We start from the raw sequence: 23,042 nt of genomic DNA on the forward strand, positions 1-23,042 counted from the left end.
AGTTAAAACCCTGGCATGAATTCATCGTCAAAATTATCGCTGGTATGATCGCCCGGTGTTTTTTCACTTAGCATACCGTCTACCATGATGCAGCGACGATGAGCGCGTTTACCTAATGCCAAATCGTGAGTGACGATAACGATGGTCAGTCCTTTCTTATTTAACGACTCCAGCAAATGCACTATGTCTTTGCCTGAGGCCTGATCCAGGTTTCCAGTGGGTTCATCCGCCAGAATCAGCGTAGGTTCCATCACAATAGCGCGGGCGATGGCAACGCGCTGTAATTGCCCGCCAGACATTTGTGTCGGTTTGTGTTCTGCGCGATCGCTAAGCCCTACCTGTTCCAGCACCTTACGCACTTTTTCTTTACGTTGAGCTGGCGGCTGTTCATCAAGAATGAGGGGGAGTTCAATGTTTTCCGCTGCTGTGAGCCGATCGATAAGTTGAAAGGACTGGAAAATAAAGCCAATATTCTCGCCTCTAATTTTGGCTCTGGCTTCTTCATCAAGCTGTTCGGTTTTGACGTTATCAAGCTCGTAGCTGCCAGTGTCAAAAATGTCGAGTAAGCCGAGCATATTCAGCAGTGTTGACTTGCCTGAACCCGAAGGCCCCATAATGCTGATGTAGTCGCCTTTCTCGATTTCCAGACAAACATCATTGAGTACACGCAATTTCTCAGCGCCCGTTTGGTACCACTTGTTGAGGTTGGTCAGGCGGATCATTGAATGACTACCTTGATACCGTCAACTAAACCAGATTGAGTGGTTGAAGTAACGACTTGATCGCCCTGCTTCAACCCCGATTTTACTTCTGTGTAGCGCCAATTCGACAATCCGGCTTCGATGGTTTTGAGTTGCAAAGTGCCATTGTTAACGACATACACTTTGTTTTCATCGAACACGGCTTCTGTTGGCACTCTTAGCGTGTTTTCCTGTTGGCTAATAATCACTTCCATGTCGGCACTGTAGCCGACAAGCAATGGGAAGGCTTCGCTATTCGTGATGTTGGCTTCAACTTCAACAGTGCGCGCTTGTTTTTCTAACGCGTAAACATAAGGCGCGATACGGCGAACGGTGCCGGGGAAATCTTGATCGCGATAGGCATCAATGGTCACTTTCACTGTTTGTCCTACCTGTAAACGCCCGGCATCCACTTCGTCCATTGGCGCGCTAATGTAGAAACAATCGGCGTTGATCAAGTCGATTAATGGAAGCGTTGCGATACCGGGAGGTGAAGGGGTTGCGAACTCACCAACCTCGCCATTCACCTCAGCCACAATACCGTCGAAAGGGGCATATAAAGTGGATTTTGCTAAGGTGGCTTCTTGCATTTTCAAATTTGCCAGGCTTTGTTCGACTTGCGCTTGAGATGCTGCGCATGAAGCGGCACTAGCTCTGTATTTGGCTTCGGCTAAATCAATTTGTTCTTCGGTCGACAGCTTTTGCGCCACCAATTTGCGCACACGTTCATATTCGTGTTTGTCTGAGTCGGCAATAACGCAATAACGCTGTTGTTCCAGTTTGGCTGCGGTAATAAGTGCGTTGGCCTGCTCTATGCTGGCTTTGATATCGTCATTGGATAATTGCAGTAGTAGCTGACCTGTCGTAACCCGGTCGCCTTCGGTGACATTGATTTGAGATATTTGGCCGCCCAAGGGCAAAGACAAATTACTGCGGCGACAGGCTTTAACTGAGCCGGAGCGAGTATTGGCAACCGTCTCTGCTACAGTACCTTGTTCAACTTTTGCCGTGCTTACCTGGATAGGGTCTGAAAGATTTAGAAACCAAACAAGGGCGATAACGATGACGACGCCAACTAACGCTATCCATTTATTCATTATACTTACTCCAAGAAATCCTGAGGGTTATTCGAAGCTTCTAAAGCTGGAATATGAGAATCTTTACCTATAACAACGGGTTAACTGTTTTTATCACCACGTCTTATCCCGAGTTGGGGTTATAATAGCGATAACTTAATATAGCTTAATAAAACCGAGAATATAGTAATGGCTAACCATGACGGTAATGTTTATCAAATTGTTACTTTTATTCATGAACGGGAAAAAAGCTTAGTTTCCGCGAGTTTTAGAGGCAGTTTATTGATATTTAAAATACGGTTTTTGCGATAAGTCAAAAATACTGGGGTCAGTTACATTTTTTATTCAAATAGAGTTAATTCTGTAATTTAGTTACAAAATGGGGTAGATTCCTAGGTTCTTTTGGCAAAAAACAGTTTGGTTTTGTAATTAATTTAGATTGTTGGAGTAAGCATGTCGGTAAAACTGGATAGAAAACTCAAGGATACCGTACGCAATTTAGGTGCAACGTTGGGAGAAACTATCAAGGCGCAATTAGGTGAGTCTTGGTTGCAACGTATCGAGGATGTGCGCATTTCTGGTCGCCAGTCATTCAATGGTGAAGATGATGCAACCCTGCATTTAAAGACCTTGTTCAAAGAATTAGATGATGAACAGTTGCTGGTGGTTGCTCGTGCGTTTACCCAATTTTTGAATTTAGCCAATATCGCTGAGCAGGAATTTAACAGTAGCCGTCCTAATGACTCAGAACTGGAAAAACTGTTTTCAAAATTAAATGAGCACAACATTAGTGCTCATTCTTTCGAACAGGCGCTAGAACAGCTTGATATTGATTTGGTACTAACGGCTCACCCGACAGAAGTGTCGCGCCGTACCTTTATTCACAAATATGGTGAATTAACTCACTGCCTAACCGAATTGAACAATAACGGGATCGAAGAGCAAAGCCGAGAAGTATTGCGTAGCCGCATTGCTGATTTGATAAGCCAGGCGTGGCATACCGAAGAGATCCGCTCAACTCGTCCAACGCCGGTAGATGAAGCTCAGTGGGGTTTTGCCGTTATTGAGAACTCCCTGTGGGAAGCTGTTCCGCAGTTTATTCGCAAGTTAGATCAGAAGATCGTTAAAAAATACAATCAGCATTTACCGTTAAACGCCTCCCCGGTTCATTTCAGTTCCTGGATGGGCGGGGATCGTGACGGTAACCCCTATGTGACAGCCAAAGTCACAGAACGCGTACTGCTACTGGCTCGTAAGCGTGCTGCTCGTTTGTTTATGCAAGATATCGACAAGCTGCAAGTTGAACTTTCCATGCATAAGTGCGACGAGCGACTAGCCCAAATGTCGGGCGGCGCTACAGAGCCTTATCGCGCAGTGTTACAGCCACTTTATTACCGCTTTAAAGATACTCATGACGGCATTACCGATTACCTGGATGGTAAACCGGTTGATAAAAGCCGTTGGGTCAATACAGAAGAAGAATTAATTGAACCTTTGACGGTTTGTTACCACTCGCTAGTGAACTGTGGCATGTCGGTTATTGCCAATAGCCAGTTGCTGGATACGATTCGCCGAGCCCACTGCTTTGGGATTCATTTACTGCGTTTGGATATTCGTCAGGACTCTGAGCGCCATGCCAATGTATTCAGTGAACTCACCCGATATTTGGGGTTAGGGGATTACTCTCAATGGAGCGAAGAAGACAAGCAAGCGTTTTTGCTGCGTGAACTGAGCTCTAAACGTCCTTTGTTGCCCAACAAATGGAATCCTTCAGACGAGGTGCGAGAGGTTTTGGATACCTGTCGGGTGGTTGCTGACAACAGCGCATCGGGATTTGGTATTTATATCATTTCAATGGCAAGCCAACCATCTGACGTGCTCGCGGTCAAGTTGTTACTGCGCGAAGCGGGTATTACCTGGCCTATGCCTGTGGCACCTTTGTTTGAAACTCTGGACGACTTGAATAATGCCAGTCAGGTCATGCGAGATCTGTTTGAAATTGATTGGTATCGAGGTTATATCAGCGGTAAACAATACGTCATGATTGGTTACTCTGATTCAGCTAAAGATGCCGGTGCGTTAGCAGCTGGCTGGGCGCAATATGAATCGCAAGAAGCGCTGGTGGCGTTGTCAGACGAATTTAAAGTTAATTTAACGCTGTTTCATGGGCGAGGCGGTACGATTGGTCGTGGTGGATTACCCGCTCATGGCGCGATTTTATCTCAGCCTCCGGGCTCGCTTAAAGGGGGCTTCCGAGTCACCGAACAAGGTGAGACCATTCGCTACAAATTCGGGATGCCTCGATTAGCCGAGCGTAGCTTGAACCTGTATGCCAGTGCCATTTTGGAGGCGATGTTATTACCGCCGCCGAAGCCGCAAGATGACTGGCGCGAAGCGATTAAATCCATGGCTGCGGATGGGCGTGATAATTACCGCAATATCGTGCGCCATAATGAAACTTTCGTGCCCTATTTTCGTGTGGCTACGCCAGAACAAGAATTGGGTAAATTGCCATTGGGTAGCCGTCCTGCGAAGCGTAAACCCACTGGTGGAATTGAGAGTTTGCGTGCTATTCCGTGGATCTTTGCCTGGGCTCAAACCCGTATGGTATTGCCTTCCTGGTTAGGGGTGATGAAAGCCGTACAAAAGGCGCTGGATGAAGGTAAAGGGGAATTGATTGAAGACATGCTGCAACATTGGCCTTTCTTCCGCTCTCGTTTATCTATGTTAGACATGGTGTTCTGCAAAGCCGATGCGCGCATTGGTGCCGAATATGACAAGCGATTAGTGCCTGACGAGCTACGTCATTTTGGTGAACTGCTACGAGACGAGTTGCAAAGTAGTATTGATTTGCTCCTGACACTGCTTAAGCAGGAGCATGTAATGGAAAGCGACGAGCAAGGTTATGATTCAATGCAGATCCGGGCTGGTTATATGCAACCATTGCACTTCTTGCAAATTGAACTCTTGCATCGTATTCGTCAGTTAGCTGATTCTTCTGAAAATCCAACACTGGAGCGAGCCATGATGGTCACTATTACAGGGATCGCTGTTGGAATGAGGAATACTGGCTAATTGTTAATCCTTTATAAATAGCTGCATGACGTAGCTCGGAGATAATCCAAGCTTTTGGGTAAGCGCAATCGCCTCTGTTTCAGTAATGGTTTTGTTATTGCCCAAAAGCATTTTAAGCTTTTCTTTTTTTACACCAGTAGCACGAATGAAGTTGTTAACTGTGATGATGTGCATGATCTTTTACTCAAATTTCTTTTATGCTGACTAACTCGATTAATTCTTCCATTGCCCCATAATGCAGCGCTAAAGCAATGGCTTGATTGTGGGTCGGATTACTACGATTACTTTCCCAGTTCATGATAGTTTTACGGCTTCTAACGTTGGCTATTCTTGCGGCCTCAAACAAGGTGTATCTTGCTTTAAGTCGCCATTCACGCAGCGTTTCGCCAGAGATTTCACCAGTAGTAATATTGCTGTACATAATTGAGTTTCCCATATGTGTAATTAAAAACTCATTTAAATGTAGTGCATTAAAAACTATGCCGCAAATCAAAAATGAGTATACTTTTAATTTTGTTGAGTTTGTTGTTCAATAAAGAGGAATTCATGTCTTATATAAAAATTGACGGTTCTGAACTGTTAAGAAATAGAGTAAAGCACTTAATTAATTGTGATTATGGGACGGTGAGCGATTTATACGTGCATTTGTATGGCGATAGGCCAGATAAGAGTAAGTTGCAAACCTTTCGCAATTATCTCAATAGGGGAAAAATAAGTGCGGACTTTTTAAGTTTGTTAGCACTTAGAACTCGAATCGGTTTTGTTACACTGGAACAGCTTTTTGATCCAGAATTAAGCAACGAAGAACTCTTCGCCAAGAAACGAGCTAAGGTAACTGCGGGGTAAGCTGCTTACAAGCTACCCCTGATTATCCGTAATCCATTCCCTGTTATTTGACTGCACATTTTTGAGTCTTGCCTGCTTTATTACATGATTGATCAAGGTTAAGGCGCAGCGAGTGTATTGTTTGTTAACGCCATTCTCGTCGAAATCGAATAGTAGTATTGCCGCAGCTTCAAGGTGTTTAATCGAGTCTTTCTTAACGATGCCATCAGGCATCCTGTTGACATGATATTCGACGGAATTAAACAGTTCAGTTATATCTTCGAATGACAGCACTTGAACCACTGCCTTTGCTGGTAACAACAGAGCGATGGCTACAAAAATATGGCTAGCTACAGCACTGGCTTGTCGAATTTGCCATTGAGTCAAAGAAATGGGTGCGTTAGAGGGCAAGGCAGAGTTTCCTTCCAGGGGAATGAATGCATGATCGATAAAAATGATCGCTGCTATCAAGGCTTCGAAGCTGAGAGAAAAAATCGCAACTATCAAAGCCATATCTGGGTTTCTATTGTTAATCAGATAGAGTCCAATCGCCATTATAATGGGAGGGATTGCCAGATAGATGTAGTCTGAAAAGCGGCTCTCCTGTTCCAGCCATCCTATATCCTGATAAGTGAAAACCAGAAGAGTGACAGTCTGTATCGCTAATACATAACTTGCTGAGAAAAATAATAATCGATGCTCCCTGGCATGGTTAAACAAGGCCGCAGCGATGAGCACGATAAACCATGCATGATAAATAAAGGTAATGGTTGAAGTTGTCATAGTTGATTCAAGGGTTCATTTTCCTATCCAATACGAGAGCCTCGATTTAATTCCTCACCGAAACGCGAAAACTATTGTTTAGATTGAAGTATTTCGAGTTTTTGAGCTCTTCCCATTTGGTTAAGGTGATAATATTAACCAAATAGATATTTAGTTTATTAGTTGAGTTAAATCAAGGAATGGTTGTGTTTTTTGTTGCTGTTTTTTTAACCTTAGTAAAATCATCAGGTTGCAGAGCGCAATATTTGTAACAAGGACACATGAGGGGTGAAGCGGGAATAGGAAAGGGAAAAATAAAAGAAATAGAAGAAAGGGCTATGGGAAAGACATAGCCTTAAGCGGTGATTATGTTAGCCCTGACTGTGAATGTGTCGTGCTTGCTAAAGCAAAGGAGCAATAACCAAACTCACAATCGCCATAACGTTAATCAAAATATTCATGGCTGGCCCGGACGTATCTTTAAAAGGGTCGCCCACCGTGTCACCGACAACCGTTGCGGCATGAACGTCAGAACCTTTACCACCGTGATGACCTTTCTCAACATGCTTCTTCGCGTTGTCCCATGCGCCGCCAGCATTCGCCATCATCAAAGCGAGTAATACGCAGCCTAATAAGGCTCCTCCCAGCATGCCACCTAGCGCATGCGCACCTAGTCCAAATCCAACTATTGGCGGTACTGCTACTGCAATGGCTCCAGGTAACAGCATTTTCTTCAGCGCTGCTTTAGTCGCGATGTCGATGCAGCGCGCTGTGTCGGGGTCGGCATGGCCTTCCAGTAAACCAGATATTTCGCGGAATTGACGTCGAATTTCCTGGATCATTTCAAACGCAGCGTCTCCAACGGCGGTCATGGTAATCGAGGCAATCAAAAAGGGCAGTACGCCGCCAATAAACAAACCTACTAATACGATGGGATTACCCAAATGCAGGACGAAATCGCCTTTTAATGACATGGTTTCTACAAAGGCGGCAATAATGGCAAGCGCCGCTAATGCGGCTGCGCCGATTGCGAAGCCTTTGCCAATGGCGGCAGTGGTATTGCCTAATTCGTCGAGAGAATCGGTGATTTTTCGTGTTTCTTCACCGAGCCCTGACATTTCTGCAATGCCCCCGGCATTATCAGCCACCGGGCCATAGGCATCGATCGCCATTGTGATACCGACGGTCGCTAACATGCCCACGGCTGCAATACCCACACCGTATAATCCTGAAAGCGAGGTGGAGGCATAAATGATGGCGCAGATCGTTAATACCGGGATGACCACCGATTGCATGCCGACGGAAAGCCCGGTGATCATAACGGTGGCAGCCCCCGTTTCACCTGATTCTGCTATTTTACGAACGGGAGCGGAAGCTGTGTAATACTCGGTGACTAACCCAATAATAATGCCACCGAAAGCCCCACTGAGCACTGATAGCCAAACGTTCAGCGCAATATCGAAGTGCTGCACAATAATATAAGCCGCGACCATGAAAAACATGGCAGCAGCCATGGTGCCTGTTCTTAATGCGATTTCTGGCCTATCGCCCGACATGGACTTCACTAATAGAATGCCAAGTACCGAGCAAATCAATCCGCCGGACGCGAGGGCTAAAGGCAGAAACATCAAGTGCTCACGAGCACCCAGTTCAGTTAATGTCATGGTGGAAGCAATGGCGATAGTTGCAATCATGGCACCACAATAGCTTTCGAAAATATCAGAGCCCATGCCTGCAACATCACCGACATTGTCGCCCACATTGTCAGCGATAACCCCAGGATTACGGGGATCGTCCTCTGGAATGCCTGCTTCTATCTTACCAACCAGATCGGCACCAACATCGGCGCTTTTGGTGAAGATGCCGCCACCCACACGAGAAAATAAGGCAACCACGGAAGCGCCCATACCGAATCCGTGTATGGCGTGAACGGAAGCGGGGTCGTCAGCAAAGAGTATATAGAGAGAGCCCAATCCAATGAGCCCGGTTGATGCGACACACAAGCCCATAATCGAGCCTCCCATGAAGGCAACGGATAAGGCTTCTGATGCACCGGAATCGTGAGCTGCCTGGGTGGTTCTGACATTGGCTTTTGTTGCCGTGAACATGCCAATGTAACCTGCTATTCCCGAACATAGTGCACCAGCAATAAAAGCAACGGTGGTTTGAGAGCCTAGATAAAAGTAAATTGCCGCTCCGACCACAAGAGCGAATATCAATAGCATCTTGTATTCACGATGCATAAAGACCATGGCACCGAGATGTATGGCGTCGGCGATTTTTGCCATTTGGGGGCTGTTAACCGGTTTTCGTCGAATAATTTGATAGAGAACGAAGGCGATGAGTAACCCGGCGATGCCGAGTAGTGGCGGTAACATTGTCGTTGTAACCATAAATCCCCCTTATATTATTATCGTCGGTGGGCTCTTTATTATTGGAGTGCGTATGCCAAAGCTTAGGGTAAGCATATGTCACAACTGGGTATAACACTAATTTGCGGGAAAGAAAAAACTAAGTCGGCTGAAGTTGTTTTATCTCAATGTTGAGTATGTTTTTTCAACTCTCAGACCAAAGTCTGTGCTCTATAGGTCAAAAAATCATGAGTTATCTATTAAAGACGGTTTCTAAAATGGGCGAGGTGCCAGTATAATCGGGCATTTTTCGGACATACTGTAAATTAAGGTAATAACATGAGCTTAAACTCTGTACCTCCAGGCAAGAAAGTGCCTGATGAAGTTAACGTCATCATTGAAATCCCGGCTCATTCTGATCCGGTTAAATATGAAGTAGATAAAGAATCTGGGGCTATTTTCGTAGACCGTTTCATGGGTACGCCAATGCATTACCCGGTTAACTATGGCTACGTTCCTCACTCTTTGTCTGGTGACGGCGACCCGGCTGACGTATTGGTTATCACGCCATTCCCATTGTTGGCAGGCTCTGTAATTACGGTTCGTCCAGTGGGTGTTTTGAACATGACGGATGAATCAGGTAACGACGCTAAAGTATTGGCTGTTCCAATCGACAAGTTGTCGACTCTGTATCGCAATGTGAAAGAGCATACTGATGTGCCTGAGTCTACATTGAACCAGATTGAGCACTTCTTCTCTCACTATAAAGATTTGGAACCTGGTAAGTGGGTTAAAATCGAAGGTTGGGAAGGTAGCGAAGCTGCCAAGAAAGAAATTAGTGACAGTATCGAGCGTTATAACTCGACTGAAGACAAGCCTGCTTTCTAAGTTAAGATTGTCTGGAAAGAGGCATCACCCACATGTTGTGAGTGGTGCCTTTTTTATTTCATATTCCGATGTGCAAGCCAGAGTACATCTTTTGGAGCCATACCGTGCAAAGACTTGATTCGATTCGTAGAGATCCAAAATTTCTGTTGTTGGCGATGGCATTTGTAATGCCGTTGATTCACTCTGTATGGAATGCGCTGCTGAATAACTTTGTAGTAGAAAAAGCCGCATTCACCGGCGCTGAAATTGGTATGTTGCAGAGTTTGCGTGAAGTGCCCGGCTTTTTGGCCTTCACTGCGGTATTCATTTTATTGGTGGTCAAAGAGCAGACGCTAGCGCTGGTGTCTTTGGCGATCATGGCGATTGGTGTTGCCATGACAGGCTGGTTTCCTTTTGAGATTGGCTTATATGCTACAACGGTATTAATGTCGATAGGCTTCCATTATTTTGAAACCGTGAACCAATCCCTCACTTTACAATGGTTGCCCAAGGATCAAAGCGCCCACTTTATGGGCAAGCAGATTTCGGTGAAGTCTTTCGCATCGCTCACCGCCTATGCTTCTATCTGGGTTTTAATGGAGTGGTTTGGTTACAGCTATAACGTGATGTATATGCTGGCCGGTGGTGCCGGGTTGATCATTGTGATGTTGTTGTGGGTGATGTTTCCACAGTTTCAACAACATTCCACGCAGCATAAACATATGGTTCTGCGTAAACGCTATTGGTTGTATTACGCACTGACTTTTTTCAGTGGTGCGCGCCGTCAGATCTTCATGGTATTTGCTGCTTTCATGATGGTTGAAAAATTCGGTTACAGTGTTGGTGATATAAGCCTGTTGTTTACCATCAACTATGTGTTTAATTTGCTGTTCGCCCCGAGTATTGGAAAGTGGATCCATAAGGTGGGTGATCGCAAGGCGCTATGTTTTGAATATACCGGCCTTGTATTGGTGTTTAGTGGTTATGCGTTTGTGGATAGCAGTTTGATGGCTGGTGCTTTGTATGTTATCGACCACTTGTTGTTTGCTATTTCCATTGCAGTGAAAACCTATTTCCAGAAAATTGCCAAGCATGAGGATATTGCTTCGACGGCGGGTGTCAGTTTCACCATTAATCATATTGCTGCAGTTGTGATTCCTGCGGTACTTGGAGTGGTCTGGTTGACTTCGCCTGGTTTTGTATTTTTTGTCGGCGCAGGGTTTGCGTTATGTTCATTGGTGTTAGCGATGAACATTCCTGCTGAGCCAAGCGAAGGCAATGAAGTGGTTAAAAATCCGTTGGGTTGGGCTAATTTGCAAGCCAAACCCCAAATGGGAGAGTAGTACATGAAAAAATTATTTGTGGCCTTGGGGCTGTTGCTGGTAACGAATCTGGGCTTCGCTGATGAAGTCAAAGAGCTGTATTGGGAAGATCTGGTACCCAAAGATTTTGTTATGCCAGATACTCCAGAAGTTGACCACAATAACCCTATGGCACAAATGAACCCGGTTGCCCCCATTATTCCTGAGTTAAATGGGCAACTAGTTAAAATTCCCGGGTTTGTGGTTCCCTTGGAAGGGGATGATGTCAGCCTGACAGAATTCTTGCTGGTGCCGTTTTTTGGCGCTTGCATTCACGTGCCACCGCCTCCGTCTAATCAGATTGTTTATGTGAAATTTGCCAAACCTATTCCGGTTGACAGTTTATACGATCCGGTTTGGGTTACAGGTAAGCTGAGCACAGAGGCATGGACTGGAGAGATTGCCAGCGTGGGTTATCGACTCACTGGCACTAAAGTAGAGCCCTTCGAATAGTTTTTGAATAAGATTGCAGAAATAGGCACCTTACTTGACTCATGATAAGGCGCCTGATCATCTGCTTTATTTAGGCGGTGCGCGGTATAGCGTTTCTGCCGGATGGAACAATACCCATGAGGTCAGGATGTATTTGTCACCGCTCTTGGGAATGTTGCCTCGGTGCGTATGAGTGAAGTAAGCCGGAGCAATCACCATCGTGCCTTGTTTAGGCTTAAGCTTCACATCTTGATAATAGAATTCCGTTTCTCCACCTTCTTCCACATCATTTAAGTAAAACATAAATAGCATGATGCGATGCAAGGCATCGTTATGAGGCAATTGCGGATAAACCTCTGAATGCCAATAAGGATAGCCTCCACGGCCTTGCTTGTATTTTTGCAAGGTGACATCACCCAATCGGAACAGGCTTTGTACCAGCATCGGTAACTGGGGCTCACAAATCTCTGCGAAATTATCCTGAGTGACCTTGACCGGTTTACCTGTTTTCGGATCCGGCAAGGTTAAGCCCAATGGGCCGATTAGTGCGAAATAGAACTCTCGGAAATATTCGATCACGTATTGAGTAGTTTTGGCTAACACTTCCTGAGCTTCTGCTTGAAATTCAGGATGTTTAACGATGGACAAGTCCATGCTGATTTTCTTGTCGGTATCGACGCCACCGCCAGTTCTGCCCGGTTGTGGTTTTTTACTCTTGTCGAAGGTACGCATGAGCTTTTTACAAAGCTCGGGAGATAGTACGCCATCGTAGGATTTGATGAACTGTGGCATGGTTATTCGCCTGCAATGATGTGTTCTTCGAGTAATGCCCTGACATTCTCAGGTATTGCCTCGGAGCAACTGTTTTGATAGTTGAAGTGTACCATTGTGGTTTCGCCGGATGAGCATTTATGCCCGTTTTGCCAGACTTCCTGATAAATACCGAAAGAGCTGTTCCCAATGCGGGAAATCCAGGTCTTAATGGTGACTTCGCCGAGAAATATCTGCTTTAATAAATCCACCTTGTAGTTGGCTAGGATCAACGGCCAGGTGTCCAAGTTCAGGTCTGGCGTAAAGAGCTTGAAAATCGGCTCTCGAGCAGCTTCAAACCATTGCACTATCACGGTATTACTCACGTGTTTAAGTGCATCAGTTTCATAAAATCGGACTTTATAAACCTCTTCGAACATTATCTTCCTGCTTCAAGTATGGGTTTTAAAAAGCGAGCGGTATGAGATTGCGTGTTATCACATAAGGCTTCCGGTGTTCCGGTTGCGATGATTTGACCGCCGCCAGAACCCCCTTCAGGGCCTAAATCTACTATCCAATCGGCTGTTTTGATGACATCAAGGTTGTGTTCAATAACCACAACCGTATTACCGTGATCTCTCAGACGATGCAGAACCGCTAGTAGCTGTTTTATATCATGAAAATGCAACCCGGTTGTAGGTTCATCGAGAATATAAAGGGTCTTTCCGGTGTCACGTTTGGATAACTCTTTTGCCAGTTTTACCCTCTGAGCCTCACCACCAGACAGTGTTGTGGCTGCTTGCCCCAGTCGAATATAAGACAAACCTACATCCATTAAGGTCTGTAGCTTGCGGTGTACCGCCGGAATTGCACTGAAGAAATCGCGAGCGTCTTCAACCGTCATATCCAGCACTTCGTGGATGTTTTTGTGCTTATATTTGATTTCCAGTGTTTCGCGATTGTAGCGCTTGCCCTTACAAACATCGCAAGGCACATAAACGTCGGGCAGGAAGTGCATTTCTACTTTGATTACACCATCACCCTGACAAGCTTCGCAGCGCCCGCCTTTCACGTTGAAGCTGAAACGACCAGGCTTATAACCACGAGAACGGGACTCCTGCGTACCTGAAAACAGCTCACGAATGGCCGTAAAAATCCCGGTATAGGTTGCCGGGTTTGAGCGCGGTGTACGACCAATTGGGCTTTGGTCGATATCGACCACTTTATCCAGGTGCTGCAAGCCATCAATAGACGCATAAGGGGCGGGTTCATCGCTGGTTGCACCGTTCAGCTCTCGGTGAGCAATACGATAGAAAGTATCGTTAATCAGGGTCGATTTACCTGAACCTGATACGCCGGTTATACAGGTCATAACGCCAATCGGCACTTCCAGTGTAACGTTTTGCAGGTTGTTACCAGAAGCCCCTTCTAATTTAACCCACAAGTTATCTTTATTCTGTGTTCTGTGCTCAGGAATTTCGATGGCTTCTTTGCCTGATAAATATTTTCCTGTTAGTGAGTCTTCACTTGCCAGAATTTGTTCCAGTGTACCTTTAGCAACGATTTCGCCACCGTGAACGCCAGCGCCGGGACCGATATCAACAATGTAATCTGCCATTTTGATAGCATCTTCATCGTGTTCAACCACGATTACTGTGTTACCCAGATTACGCAGGTGAGTCAGGGTGCTAAGTAGGCGTTCGTTGTCACGTTGATGCAAACCAATGCTAGGTTCGTCCAGTACGTACATGACACCAACTAACCCTGCGCCAATTTGACTAGCCAGGCGGATACGTTGAGCTTCACCACCCGACAGTGTTTCAGCACTACGAGAAAGGGTAAGGTAATTTAATCCTACGTTAACTAAAAACTTCAATCTGTCATTGATTTCTTTCAGTATTTTTTCGGCGATTTGGGCGCGTTTACCTACTAGAGATAAATCGTTAAAAAAGCCCAATGCATCAGCAATGGAAAAATCGGAAACTGTAGGCAAGTTGGTTTCGCCCACAAAAACGTGGCGAGCTTCCAAGCGCAAACGGCTGCCATGACATGAAGGGCAAGGTTGATGATTAAGATACTTGGCAAGTTCTTCACGTACAGAATTGGATTCCGTTTCGCGATAACGACGCTCCATGTTGGGAATAATTCCCTCAAATGGATGCTTGCGCTCCATGATGTCGCCGCGATCATTGATGTATTTGAATTTGATCGCTGTTCCTTTGCTGCCGTACAAAAGCACTTGTTGTGCTTGTTCTGGTAAATCCTTATAGGGAATATTCAGATCAAATTTGTAGTGCTCGGCGACAGATTGCAGCATTTGAAAATAGAAGTAACTGCGTTTGTCCCAACCTCGAATGGCACCGCCAGAAAGACTGAGTTCGTCATTGGAGATCAGTCTGGCAGGATCAAAGAATTGTCGGATTCCCAAACCATCACAAACCTGACAAGCCCCAGCCGGGTTGTTGAACGAGAACAGACGAGGTTCCAATTCACTAATACTGTAGCCACAGTGTGGGCAAGCAAAGTTTGCCGAGAATACCATCTCATCCCCGTCGCCTTCCATGTAAGCCACTTTGGCAACACCCGAAGAAAGCTCCAGTGCCGTTTCAAAGGATTCAGCCAGGCGGAGCTGGATGTCATCGCGCACTTTAAAGCGATCCACAACCACTTCAATGTCATGTTTCTTGTGTAGATCCAGAGTTGGAGGATCGGATAAATCACAGATCTCACCGTCAATTCGAGCACGGATAAAGCCTTGCGCAGCCAAATTTTCCAGTGTTTTGATATGTTCGCCTTTGCGCCCTTGAACAACGGGTGCAAGTAGCATCATCTTGCTATCTTGCGGCAGAGCCAGCACGTTATCGACCATTTGGCTGATGGTTTGCGCTTCCAAAGGTGCATTATGATCCGGGCAGCGAGGCTCGCCGACACGAGCAAACAGCAAACGCAAATAATCGTATATCTCGGTGATGGTGCCTACGGTTGAGCGCGGGTTATGAGATGTGGATTTCTGCTCAATGGAAATGGCGGGGGACAAGCCTTCGATATGGTCAACATCGGGCTTTTCCATCATGGACAAAAATTGTCTGGCATAGGCCGAAAGGGATTCAACGTATCGTCGTTGTCCTTCAGCATATAAGGTGTCGAATGCAAGTGAGGACTTACCTGAGCCGGACAAACCTGTAATGACAATCAATTTGTCGCGAGGAAGTTCGAGGTTAATGTTCTTCAGGTTGTGGGTACGGGCACCGCGGATTTCTATTTTATCCATGAGAGAAGATGAATTGCTCAAAAAAGGAAAACGATAATTATATGCATAAATATACAGTATTATCCAGCCGTGAAGTACATCATTTTGTATCTTGCTTGAGCTAAATATTATTTGAACCGGGAAGTTGAAAAGTAAACCAGGCGCAAGCTGTATTTCAGGGTTTTTTCAAGGGGGAGCTGGCTCTTCTCTCTATTCATTTTTTCTTACTTTTTCCGTTTTCTGTTCCTTTGAACTTGGGGTGTTGGGAGTGGGGGATTTGTGTTACACTGCGCGCCCTCTTTTCCAAGAGTGAATTTAAGAACGAGAATTTTTAACTTCATTTTTAATGTGACCCAGATCCGTGAACCAAACTGAATTACGTGGCGCCTTTTCACTAGCGGCTATCTATTTGATGCGCATGTTAGGGCTATTTATGATAATGCCTGTGATTGCATTATTAGCGCCCGCTTATCCTGATTATTCTCCTATGTTGGTTGGCCTTGCGATTGGCGGTTACGGTCTAACTCAAGCTCTGATGCAAATCCCGATGGGAATGTTGTCTGATCGATTCGGGCGTAAGCCTATTATTGCTTTCGGCTTGGTCATGTTCGTTGCTGGTAGCGTGATTGCGGCAATGGCAGATTCGTTGTGGATGGTTGTGTTTGGGCGTGTGCTTCAAGGCGCTGGTGCTATTGCTGGAGCCGTAATGGCATTGGCGGCTGACATCAGCCGTGAAAATCAACGTGCTAAAGTAATGGCAATTATTGGCATTGCCATTGGCTTTTCATTTTATTTGGCTGTGATTATCGGGCCTGTGATTGCTTCAAGTATGGGGCTGTCGGGGATTTTTTCTGTAACCGCTGTCTTGGCTGTGCTGTGTTTCCCCCTTTTGTTCTTCGGTGTTCCATCTATTGATCAGGCCGCGCCAAGAGGTGATACGCTTCCTAGTCTCGAAGGCATTCGCCAGTTAGTGAGCGAGCCATCCTTGTGGCGTTTAAATATCAGCGTGTTATTGCTGCACTGTTTGATAACCCTGATTTTTGTTCAGCTTCCCGTTTTGTTTTTAAATCAGGGCTGGCAATTAGCCGAGCATTGGACGCTGTATCTGCCCATTCTTATTGCCTCTATTTTTGGTATGGCGCTATTGATGGGGTTGCAACGTAAGCTGCTAGGTGGCCATATCATGCGTTTAAGCATTTTGATGCTGGCGATGGCATGTAGCGGTTTGGCTTGGCATGGTGAAAAAGCCTTGTTCCTGTTCTTCTTTGTTTGGGTGTTCTTTTCTGCATTTAACTATTTGGAAGCGAATTTTCCGGCACTGGTTTCCAGTATTGCGCCAGCTGGGCAGAAAGGTTCTGCGATGGGCATTTATGCCAGCTTCCAGTTCTTTGGTGCTTTTTTAGGTGGAGTGTTGTCAGGGTATCTGTCCGGACATTTCGATATTCACACGGTTTTTGTTACTGCCACAGGCATGTGTGTATTGTGGCTGTTTATGTTTGTTGGCTTTCAGGGAGCCCAGCATTTAAAACGTTATACATTGGCTTATAATTTGCCGGGTGTTTCCACCGAAGAGCTGCGAGAGCTGTTTGGCAATATTGATGGCATTATTGATTTCACAATAGTGCCGCAAGAATCTGCCGTTTATTTGAAAGTGGATTCTCAGGTATTCGATTTGCAACAAGCGCGCAAAATAGCGAATCCTGAGTCAGCCTCATAAAATGGTTGCGGACTAAGCCTGATTTTTGCGCTCAGCCAAAATACCCAATACGAAATAAATACTGATAACCATTCCCGCAAACCAGTTTCTATCTGGTAATCCAACCAATTTACTCACAGCCACTTCGCCATAATTGGCAAGTAATCCATAGCCAAATGAGCAGAGTAAAACAAAAGACAACATGCGTAATATGTAGTGGTAAGGCTGCATCGCTCTTTTGAGTAGTCGGTTGATGTTATCGCCGTACAAAACCAGTAGCACTGCGATCCAGGACGTGACTAGCACATTGCGGTAATTCCATAGCCAGTTAGACGCGTCACTATTAAGAGAAAAAAGCCAATCCATAATTTTCCTGGGCAAAACACAATGAAAGTCGAATAAGGTAGCCGGATCATCTAATAGCGTGGGGAAATTGGCAACCATATCGAGAGCATTAGTTATCATGTCCGATAATTAAGTTATTAATTAGGTTTCCGACAGACCTCACTCTACGTTATCATTCGAGGCAAATCTAAAAAGTAAAGCTTGGACAAAGATTGGCCGCTTGCCTCTCATTGTTTTAGCACTGATGGTTAAAGAGTTAGGAGCAACCATGGCAAGTAGGGGAATAAATAAAGTTATTCTGGTCGGTAATTTGGGACAAGACCCTGAAGTAAAATATATGCCGAATGGCAATGCAGTGACCAACATTAGTATCGCGACGAGCGAAAGCTGGAAAGATCAGTCAGGTCAGCCTGTTGAAAAAACCGAGTGGCACCGTGTTGTCATGTTCCGTAAGTTAGCGGAAATCGCAGGCCAGTATCTGCGCAAAGGTTCACAGGTATATATTGAAGGAAAACTGCAAACGCGTAAGTGGCAGGATCAAAACGGTCAGGATCGTTACTCTACCGAAATTGTTGCTGAAAACATGCAAATGTTGGGCGGTCGTACTGAAGGTGGTGCGGGTGGTTATCAACAAAACCAGGGGATGGGCGGTGGAGCTCCACAACAGCCATCTTACCAGCAAATGCCACCACAGCGCGGCGGTAATATGAACCAGGGACAACCTGCTCAACAACCCGGTGGTTTTAATCAGGCTCCACAACAGCCTCATCAACCAATGTCAGAACCAGACTTCGATTTTGACGACGATATTCCGTTCTGATCCGTAATAGGATTAAGAATGTAGACTTTTTTGAAGGCCGCTTTTTAAGCGGCTTTTTGTTTTTATTGACTTAAAGTCAATTGGGGTAATTGCAAAGGAGTCTATTCGCTACGGTATATAATTTCTCTGTACTTAATGCAGCAAGACGCTAGGATGATCGTCTAAACAAAAATGTTGTTAAGCAACAATGTGAATAAAAATAATGACGACTTTTAGGGATGCGTTAGATGGCAAAAGTGTTTGCACTTACACAGGGTCTTGCTCCCAATCATGACCATGAATATGCAATAAATAACTTAATTGACTCCCCGTGGGCAAACGACTTATTTATCAGTGTGGCATTTGTGAAGGAAGCGGGAGTATCAAAAATTGAGGCGGCGCTACATAGACAGAACAATATAGCTCAAGTATTTGTGGGCATATCCAACGGAATAACCTCTAAACAGGCATTAGCCAAACTCTTGGCAATCGGTGTACATCCTTATGTTATTGACATGGGGACACAAGCAAGCCTTTTCCATCCGAAACTTTATGCGGCGATCGGCGATCAACAAGCCACCGTTATTGTGGGGAGCGCGAATCTCACAGGGAGGGGGCTTAGCGGTAACGTAGAAGTGAGTACAAAGGTAGAATTGGATTTAACTGAGCATGATGATAGCCAGTATGTATCGACACTGGTCGATCCATTCAGAGCCTTGATTGGTCAATACCCACTGAATGTTTTTCAGATCACCACAGGAAATCAGTTAGACGATCTCGTAAGTGAAGGGCGGTTGGAAGATGAAAGTGTCAAGAAGGGGGCTTCTGTTACTGGCACCAAGTCTCCTGGCGGGCGGTCAGTTGCAATCCCTTCATTGCCAATACATCGCAGAAAGCCTCAGGCGTTGCCGCAACTTCTTCCTGTTCAAGTCGCCCCCAACCCGCAAAATCCGCAGGTCGCTCCTGTTACTGGATTAGTTTGGGCAAGCAAAGAATTAACGGAAAGAGATTTGAATATCCCTACTGGCAGCAATACTAATGCAACAGGGTCTATGTATTTGAAGAAAGGTCTATTCGGCGGTATTGATCAGCGGCACTATTTCAAAGATATCGTGTTCGCAGGACTTACCTGGACACCTGATGCCAGACTCAGCAAGCGTCATCTATTAAGGGCAACTGCCAATTTTGAAATTATTATTAATGGTATATCCAATGGTTATTACAATTTGCGTCTGACTCATAACTCGAAAACGGACACGCCAACGTACAAGGAGAACAATTCAATGACTCAGATTCACTGGGGAACTGCAAAAGCAATTATCGCTCAGAGAGGACTGCTAGGTAAGCATATGGCTCTTTACTATTTGGGTGATAGTAACTACCAGATAGAAATCACCTAAATGTGTTTAGAGGTGTCAGGTATACTAGACGCCTCATTTACCCTGACTATTTTCTCTGTCTCCGATCCCGGAACCAAGACCAAATTTGAACTAACCTCTCGACCTCTTGCTGAGACAAACCAATATGCTGTAACACACGATAGCCGTTTCTGCGTAATACCTCTTCCATTGGCAGTGTTCTAATTTCCTCATCAAGGAGTGCTAACTGCGTTTCAACTCCATCAGGAATAGGTAGCCATAACTTTTCAATTTCTGATGGCACCAACTCTAATACACCACCACCATAATAACGCCCGTTCAACTCAGCAGAAATTGCAGTGATTGGATTCATAAAGAAATACACAAGAGTCTCGGGCTCAACATTACCCAGCGGCTTTATTCTGTAAGCTGTATCAGTGGTGTATGCACTAATCTGGTTGGAAATTAAACGTGGTGCATCGTGGCAGCGCTTAAGCATTCCTATAGAGGTAGCATAAACAGAAGGCACCTTGTACCAAGGTTTGCGGATTCGGCATTTGTAGCGCTTGTGTAATTCTTCCTGTTCGCCCTGAGCGATGTATTGCTTCACGCTATCGGGATAGGTGTCGAGCTCGTCCTCAAGAAGAAGAAAGTTCGTTGGATTTCCTGAATCACGATTTGACTGGTGTTGTGCCTTGTCATATATGACACCTTTACAGTGCTCACTGCGCCCAAACATAGGATGCACGTATTTATGTAATTTGTGTCGCGTTACCGTTTCGTCATCAATTAGAAAAAATTTGTTTGCACCAGTAACGATTCCAACATCTACAGTAGCAATTTCACTGTAGAGGTGGACGTTATCGTGTTGACAAATGCCATTATAAAAATCCAGATCTTCGGGTGAGAACAGAGCCTTAGTCCACTTTCCTGCGATAGTCTCACCGTTTATTCCGACGGCGTTTTCGAAGAGTTGATTAGGCTCAGTTTCCAGAAAATCAAACCCGCGCACACTCTCAATGGCGACACCTTGAGTTGGCTCATGAAAATCTATTTTCTTTTCAGCCATAATTATCACTGCACCTTGCAGTGTACCTTCGAACCAAATTTCCTGAGGGTCTATGATGACAACTTTACTGCATTCGGTACCAAGGTAAGTACGTAGCGACTGCGCGTGTAAAACATGCACAATCTCCGATGGGATGACCATGCCGAGTCGACCACCTGGACGTAATAATGAAATAGAAGCCAAGATAAAAGGCACCCACGCATTGGTGTGTTTAGTGAATTTAAGACCGAGTGTTTGAAATACCCGTTCTGTGTTCAGCTGAAATTCCTTTTCAAGGAACTGATAACGGATGAACGGTGGATTACCTACGACAGCATCGAAGGGATGTGCCTGTTCTATTAATGCAAGATTGGCCCAATCCAAAAAGTCACCTTCGTTTACTTGAACATTATGTAACCCTGATTTAGCGGCTCTTGCTCTGGCTTTCTCAGCTTCGACATCGAACAATTCATATGCGGTGACTTGTATGTGTTCATTGAGTGTTTTTTCTGCAATGCTTTGTAAGAAGACGCCATCCCCACAACTAGGTTCTACAATGTGTTCGGGATTTATTGAGCATACCCAACTTGTAACATAATCAGCCAAAGATTTTGGTGTATAGTAGCCACCCCTGAGCTTTTGGGTTGTCTGGTCTGCTTTGAACTTCACTCTTTATCACTCCCGAAACTATCCAGCTCAGCCTTGAGTCTTTTTTTCACATAAGACGATGAAGACTCGGTAAACCACTCTTTTAACGTTTTCTGCTCTAACGCTAATACCGCGTAGAGCTTACGTTTTAAGTCCGGATCAATCTCAAGGACCACACGGCCCGAATCACCTTTTGCCATAACCATTCACTGTAATGTAAGTTACTTATGTTAGTTATATCATATTTATTACATGTAGCACATAAGTAAGTTGTGTTTTGGGTTTGTTTATTGTGCAACGAAAGGTAGTGTGGTGTTTAACCATCATCAGGTAAGCGAAAGATATCGACTGTATTGTTTGAGAGGATAGATTGATACGATAACGGGGGATCTTATACTGAATATAAGTCCAGATTGTATGTACTTAGATATTTTAAATGCGTAAAGAACAGAAACATATCGGTAGCTAAAATTGACAAGAGTTGTATTCTACGAAGATGGAAATAGCATTTTAGCTAAGAAATCTTTTTGCAGCGGTAACATAATAAGGAAAAACAAAGCCAAGGATGCAATGTGTCACACACACGAAAACTTTACACATTTTTCGATGCATTACCGTTCTAAATGACGCAAGGTCTATGCTGTTAGTTTATTTTCAAATGAATCTGATTAACCATTTGATATAAAGTATAAATTTTAGAGAAAGGCTCTATTGATGTGTAAACATTAGTGGAGCCTTTTTTATTGTTGCCATCTTGATTGATTGTTTAAACCCGACCATGTCTGGTGATGGCTGTTGCTTTCATATGTGTTAGTGTCAATAACCTAAATTTATATACATTAATTCAAGGATGTTCATGACAAATAAAGTGGCGTTAATTACGGGTAGTAGCCGGGGGATTGGGGCTAAAACGGCTTTGCTATTTGCACAGCGTGGCTACGCTATCGTTCTCAATTATCGAAGCTCATATGTTGATGCGGAAAACTTACAAAGAGAAATTATTTCACTAGGAGTCGAATGCATCGCTGTTCAAGCGGATGTTTCCAAACAGGAAGATGTTGAAAGGCTATTTAAAGAAGCGGATAAACTGGGTCAGTTGGCTGTCCTGGTAAACAATGCCGGAATTTTAGATAAGCAATCAAGGCTTGAGCAAATATCTCCAGAGCGGTTTCTAAGGGTGCTGGAAGTGAATGTGTTATCTTGCTTTTTATGTACCAAAGAGGCGATTAAACGCATGTCTACAAAGTATGGAGGTACGGGGGGAGCTATTGTAAATGTGTCATCTGCTGCTTCGAAAACAGGCTCACCGAATGAATATGTTGATTATGCAGCATCTAAAGGTGCCATGGACACACTAACTCGTGGAGCGGCTATTGAGTTGGCCGATGAAGGTATTAGGGTTAATGGTGTTCGTCCCGCTTTGATTTATACCGATATGCATTCATTAGGAGGTCAGGCAGACAGAGTCGACCGCTTGAAAGGAAATTTGCCACTAAAAAGAGGCGGAACTCCTGAAGAAGTCGCTGAAGCTATAATATGGTTAGCGACGGAAAAATCATCATTTGTTACTGGAAGTTTTATTGATACAACGGGCGGATTATAATTGTTTCCACCCATTGAAGCCCCTCGAATTTAAATGGCAGTATCATTTATTTCCGC

Annotated in this window: 21 protein-coding genes; 9 read left to right on the top strand and 12 right to left on the bottom strand. The window is 44.8% G+C overall.

Annotated features, from left to right (window positions below):
• Positions 1-2: 2 nt before the first annotated feature.
• Positions 3-722, bottom strand: a complete 720-nt coding sequence (locus KIH87_RS01360) for an ABC transporter ATP-binding protein (protein ID WP_232359747.1) — start codon at positions 720-722, stop codon at positions 3-5.
• Positions 719-1,837: an efflux RND transporter periplasmic adaptor subunit gene (locus KIH87_RS01365; RefSeq protein WP_232359748.1), complete on the bottom strand. Its 1,119-nt coding sequence runs from the start codon at positions 1,835-1,837 to the stop codon at positions 719-721. Before KIH87_RS01365 ends, KIH87_RS01360 begins: the two co-directional genes overlap by 4 nt.
• 432 nt (positions 1,838-2,269) lie before the next feature.
• On the opposite strand from KIH87_RS01365, the gene ppc reads away from it, so the two are divergent.
• Positions 2,270-4,891, top strand: coding sequence for a phosphoenolpyruvate carboxylase (gene ppc, locus KIH87_RS01370; RefSeq protein WP_232359749.1), 2,622 nt, complete (start codon positions 2,270-2,272; stop codon positions 4,889-4,891).
• A 3-nt stretch (positions 4,892-4,894) separates the two neighbouring features.
• Here the strand turns inward: ppc and KIH87_RS01375 are convergent, their stop codons facing one another.
• Both KIH87_RS01375 and KIH87_RS01380 read right to left on the bottom strand, forming a co-directional pair.
• A complete protein-coding gene (locus KIH87_RS01375) occupies positions 4,895-5,065 on the bottom strand; it encodes a hypothetical protein (RefSeq protein WP_232359750.1) in 171 nt (56 codons plus the stop codon).
• A gap of 10 nt (positions 5,066-5,075) precedes the next feature.
• Positions 5,076-5,312, bottom strand: coding sequence for a helix-turn-helix transcriptional regulator (locus KIH87_RS01380; RefSeq protein ID WP_232359751.1), 237 nt, complete (start codon positions 5,310-5,312; stop codon positions 5,076-5,078).
• Between the two features lie 125 nt (positions 5,313-5,437).
• Between KIH87_RS01380 and KIH87_RS01385 the strand changes: the two genes are divergently transcribed.
• On the top strand, positions 5,438-5,737 hold the full coding sequence (locus KIH87_RS01385; RefSeq protein WP_232359752.1) for a hypothetical protein: 300 nt from the start codon (positions 5,438-5,440) through the stop codon (positions 5,735-5,737).
• A 12-nt stretch (positions 5,738-5,749) separates the two neighbouring features.
• Here the strand turns inward: KIH87_RS01385 and KIH87_RS01390 are convergent, their stop codons facing one another.
• Positions 5,750-6,499 carry a hypothetical protein gene (locus KIH87_RS01390; protein ID WP_232359753.1) on the bottom strand — a complete coding sequence of 250 codons (750 nt, stop codon included), beginning with the start codon at positions 6,497-6,499 and terminating at the stop codon, positions 5,750-5,752.
• Between the two features lie 380 nt (positions 6,500-6,879).
• Positions 6,880-8,871, bottom strand: a complete 1,992-nt coding sequence (locus KIH87_RS01395; protein ID WP_232359754.1) for a sodium-translocating pyrophosphatase — start codon at positions 8,869-8,871, stop codon at positions 6,880-6,882.
• Positions 8,872-9,168: 297 nt separating this feature from the next.
• Here KIH87_RS01395 and ppa point away from each other — a divergent pair, with 297 nt between their 5' ends.
• The 3 genes from ppa to KIH87_RS01410 all read left to right on the top strand — a co-directional run bounded on the left by ppa (position 9,169) and on the right by KIH87_RS01410 (position 11,510).
• The gene (ppa, locus tag KIH87_RS01400; protein ID WP_232359755.1) at positions 9,169-9,717 is read left to right on the top strand and encodes an inorganic diphosphatase; all 549 of its coding nucleotides are present in this window, start codon (positions 9,169-9,171) and stop codon (positions 9,715-9,717) included.
• A gap of 155 nt (positions 9,718-9,872) precedes the next feature.
• Entirely contained in the window at positions 9,873-11,039 is a 1,167-nt protein-coding gene (locus tag KIH87_RS01405; protein WP_232361409.1) for an MFS transporter, read from the top strand.
• Between the two features lie 3 nt (positions 11,040-11,042).
• Positions 11,043-11,510, top strand: coding sequence for a DUF3299 domain-containing protein (locus tag KIH87_RS01410; RefSeq protein ID WP_232359756.1), 468 nt, complete (start codon positions 11,043-11,045; stop codon positions 11,508-11,510).
• A gap of 66 nt (positions 11,511-11,576) precedes the next feature.
• Here the strand turns inward: KIH87_RS01410 and KIH87_RS01415 are convergent, their stop codons facing one another.
• The 3 genes from KIH87_RS01415 to uvrA are packed head-to-tail and all read right to left on the bottom strand — an operon-like array spanning position 11,577 to position 15,510.
• Positions 11,577-12,281, bottom strand: a complete 705-nt coding sequence (locus tag KIH87_RS01415; protein WP_232359757.1) for a 2OG-Fe(II) oxygenase — start codon at positions 12,279-12,281, stop codon at positions 11,577-11,579.
• A gap of 2 nt (positions 12,282-12,283) precedes the next feature.
• Positions 12,284-12,679: an acyl-CoA thioesterase gene (locus tag KIH87_RS01420; protein ID WP_232359758.1), complete on the bottom strand. Its 396-nt coding sequence runs from the start codon at positions 12,677-12,679 to the stop codon at positions 12,284-12,286.
• Entirely contained in the window at positions 12,679-15,510 is a 2,832-nt protein-coding gene (gene uvrA, locus KIH87_RS01425) for an excinuclease ABC subunit UvrA (RefSeq protein WP_232359759.1), read from the bottom strand. Before uvrA ends, KIH87_RS01420 begins: the two co-directional genes overlap by 1 nt.
• A gap of 340 nt (positions 15,511-15,850) precedes the next feature.
• On the opposite strand from uvrA, the gene KIH87_RS01430 reads away from it, so the two are divergent.
• Entirely contained in the window at positions 15,851-17,206 is a 1,356-nt protein-coding gene (locus tag KIH87_RS01430) for an MFS transporter (RefSeq protein WP_232359760.1), read from the top strand.
• Positions 17,207-17,218: 12 nt separating this feature from the next.
• On the opposite strand, the gene KIH87_RS01435 is transcribed toward KIH87_RS01430, so the two are convergent.
• Positions 17,219-17,551 carry a DUF3392 family protein gene (locus tag KIH87_RS01435; protein WP_232359761.1) on the bottom strand — a complete coding sequence of 111 codons (333 nt, stop codon included), beginning with the start codon at positions 17,549-17,551 and terminating at the stop codon, positions 17,219-17,221.
• A gap of 247 nt (positions 17,552-17,798) precedes the next feature.
• Here KIH87_RS01435 and KIH87_RS01440 point away from each other — a divergent pair, with 247 nt between their 5' ends.
• Entirely contained in the window at positions 17,799-18,350 is a 552-nt protein-coding gene (locus KIH87_RS01440; protein ID WP_232359762.1) for a single-stranded DNA-binding protein, read from the top strand.
• Positions 18,351-18,577: 227 nt separating this feature from the next.
• Entirely contained in the window at positions 18,578-19,729 is a 1,152-nt protein-coding gene (locus KIH87_RS01445; protein ID WP_232359763.1) for a phospholipase D-like domain-containing protein, read from the top strand.
• A gap of 46 nt (positions 19,730-19,775) precedes the next feature.
• On the opposite strand, the gene KIH87_RS01450 is transcribed toward KIH87_RS01445, so the two are convergent.
• Positions 19,776-21,404, bottom strand: coding sequence for an N-6 DNA methylase (locus KIH87_RS01450; RefSeq protein WP_232359764.1), 1,629 nt, complete (start codon positions 21,402-21,404; stop codon positions 19,776-19,778).
• The gene (locus KIH87_RS01455) at positions 21,401-21,583 is read right to left on the bottom strand and encodes a hypothetical protein (RefSeq protein ID WP_232359765.1); all 183 of its coding nucleotides are present in this window, start codon (positions 21,581-21,583) and stop codon (positions 21,401-21,403) included. Before KIH87_RS01455 ends, KIH87_RS01450 begins: the two co-directional genes overlap by 4 nt.
• A 656-nt stretch (positions 21,584-22,239) precedes the next feature.
• Here KIH87_RS01455 and KIH87_RS01460 point away from each other — a divergent pair.
• Entirely contained in the window at positions 22,240-22,986 is a 747-nt protein-coding gene (locus KIH87_RS01460; RefSeq protein WP_232359766.1) for an SDR family oxidoreductase, read from the top strand.
• The last annotated feature ends 56 nt before the right edge of the window (positions 22,987-23,042 follow it).

The sequence above is a fragment of the Paraneptunicella aestuarii genome (genome assembly GCF_019900845.1).
Taxonomy (GTDB): Bacteria; Pseudomonadota; Gammaproteobacteria; order Enterobacterales; family Alteromonadaceae; genus Paraneptunicella; species Paraneptunicella aestuarii.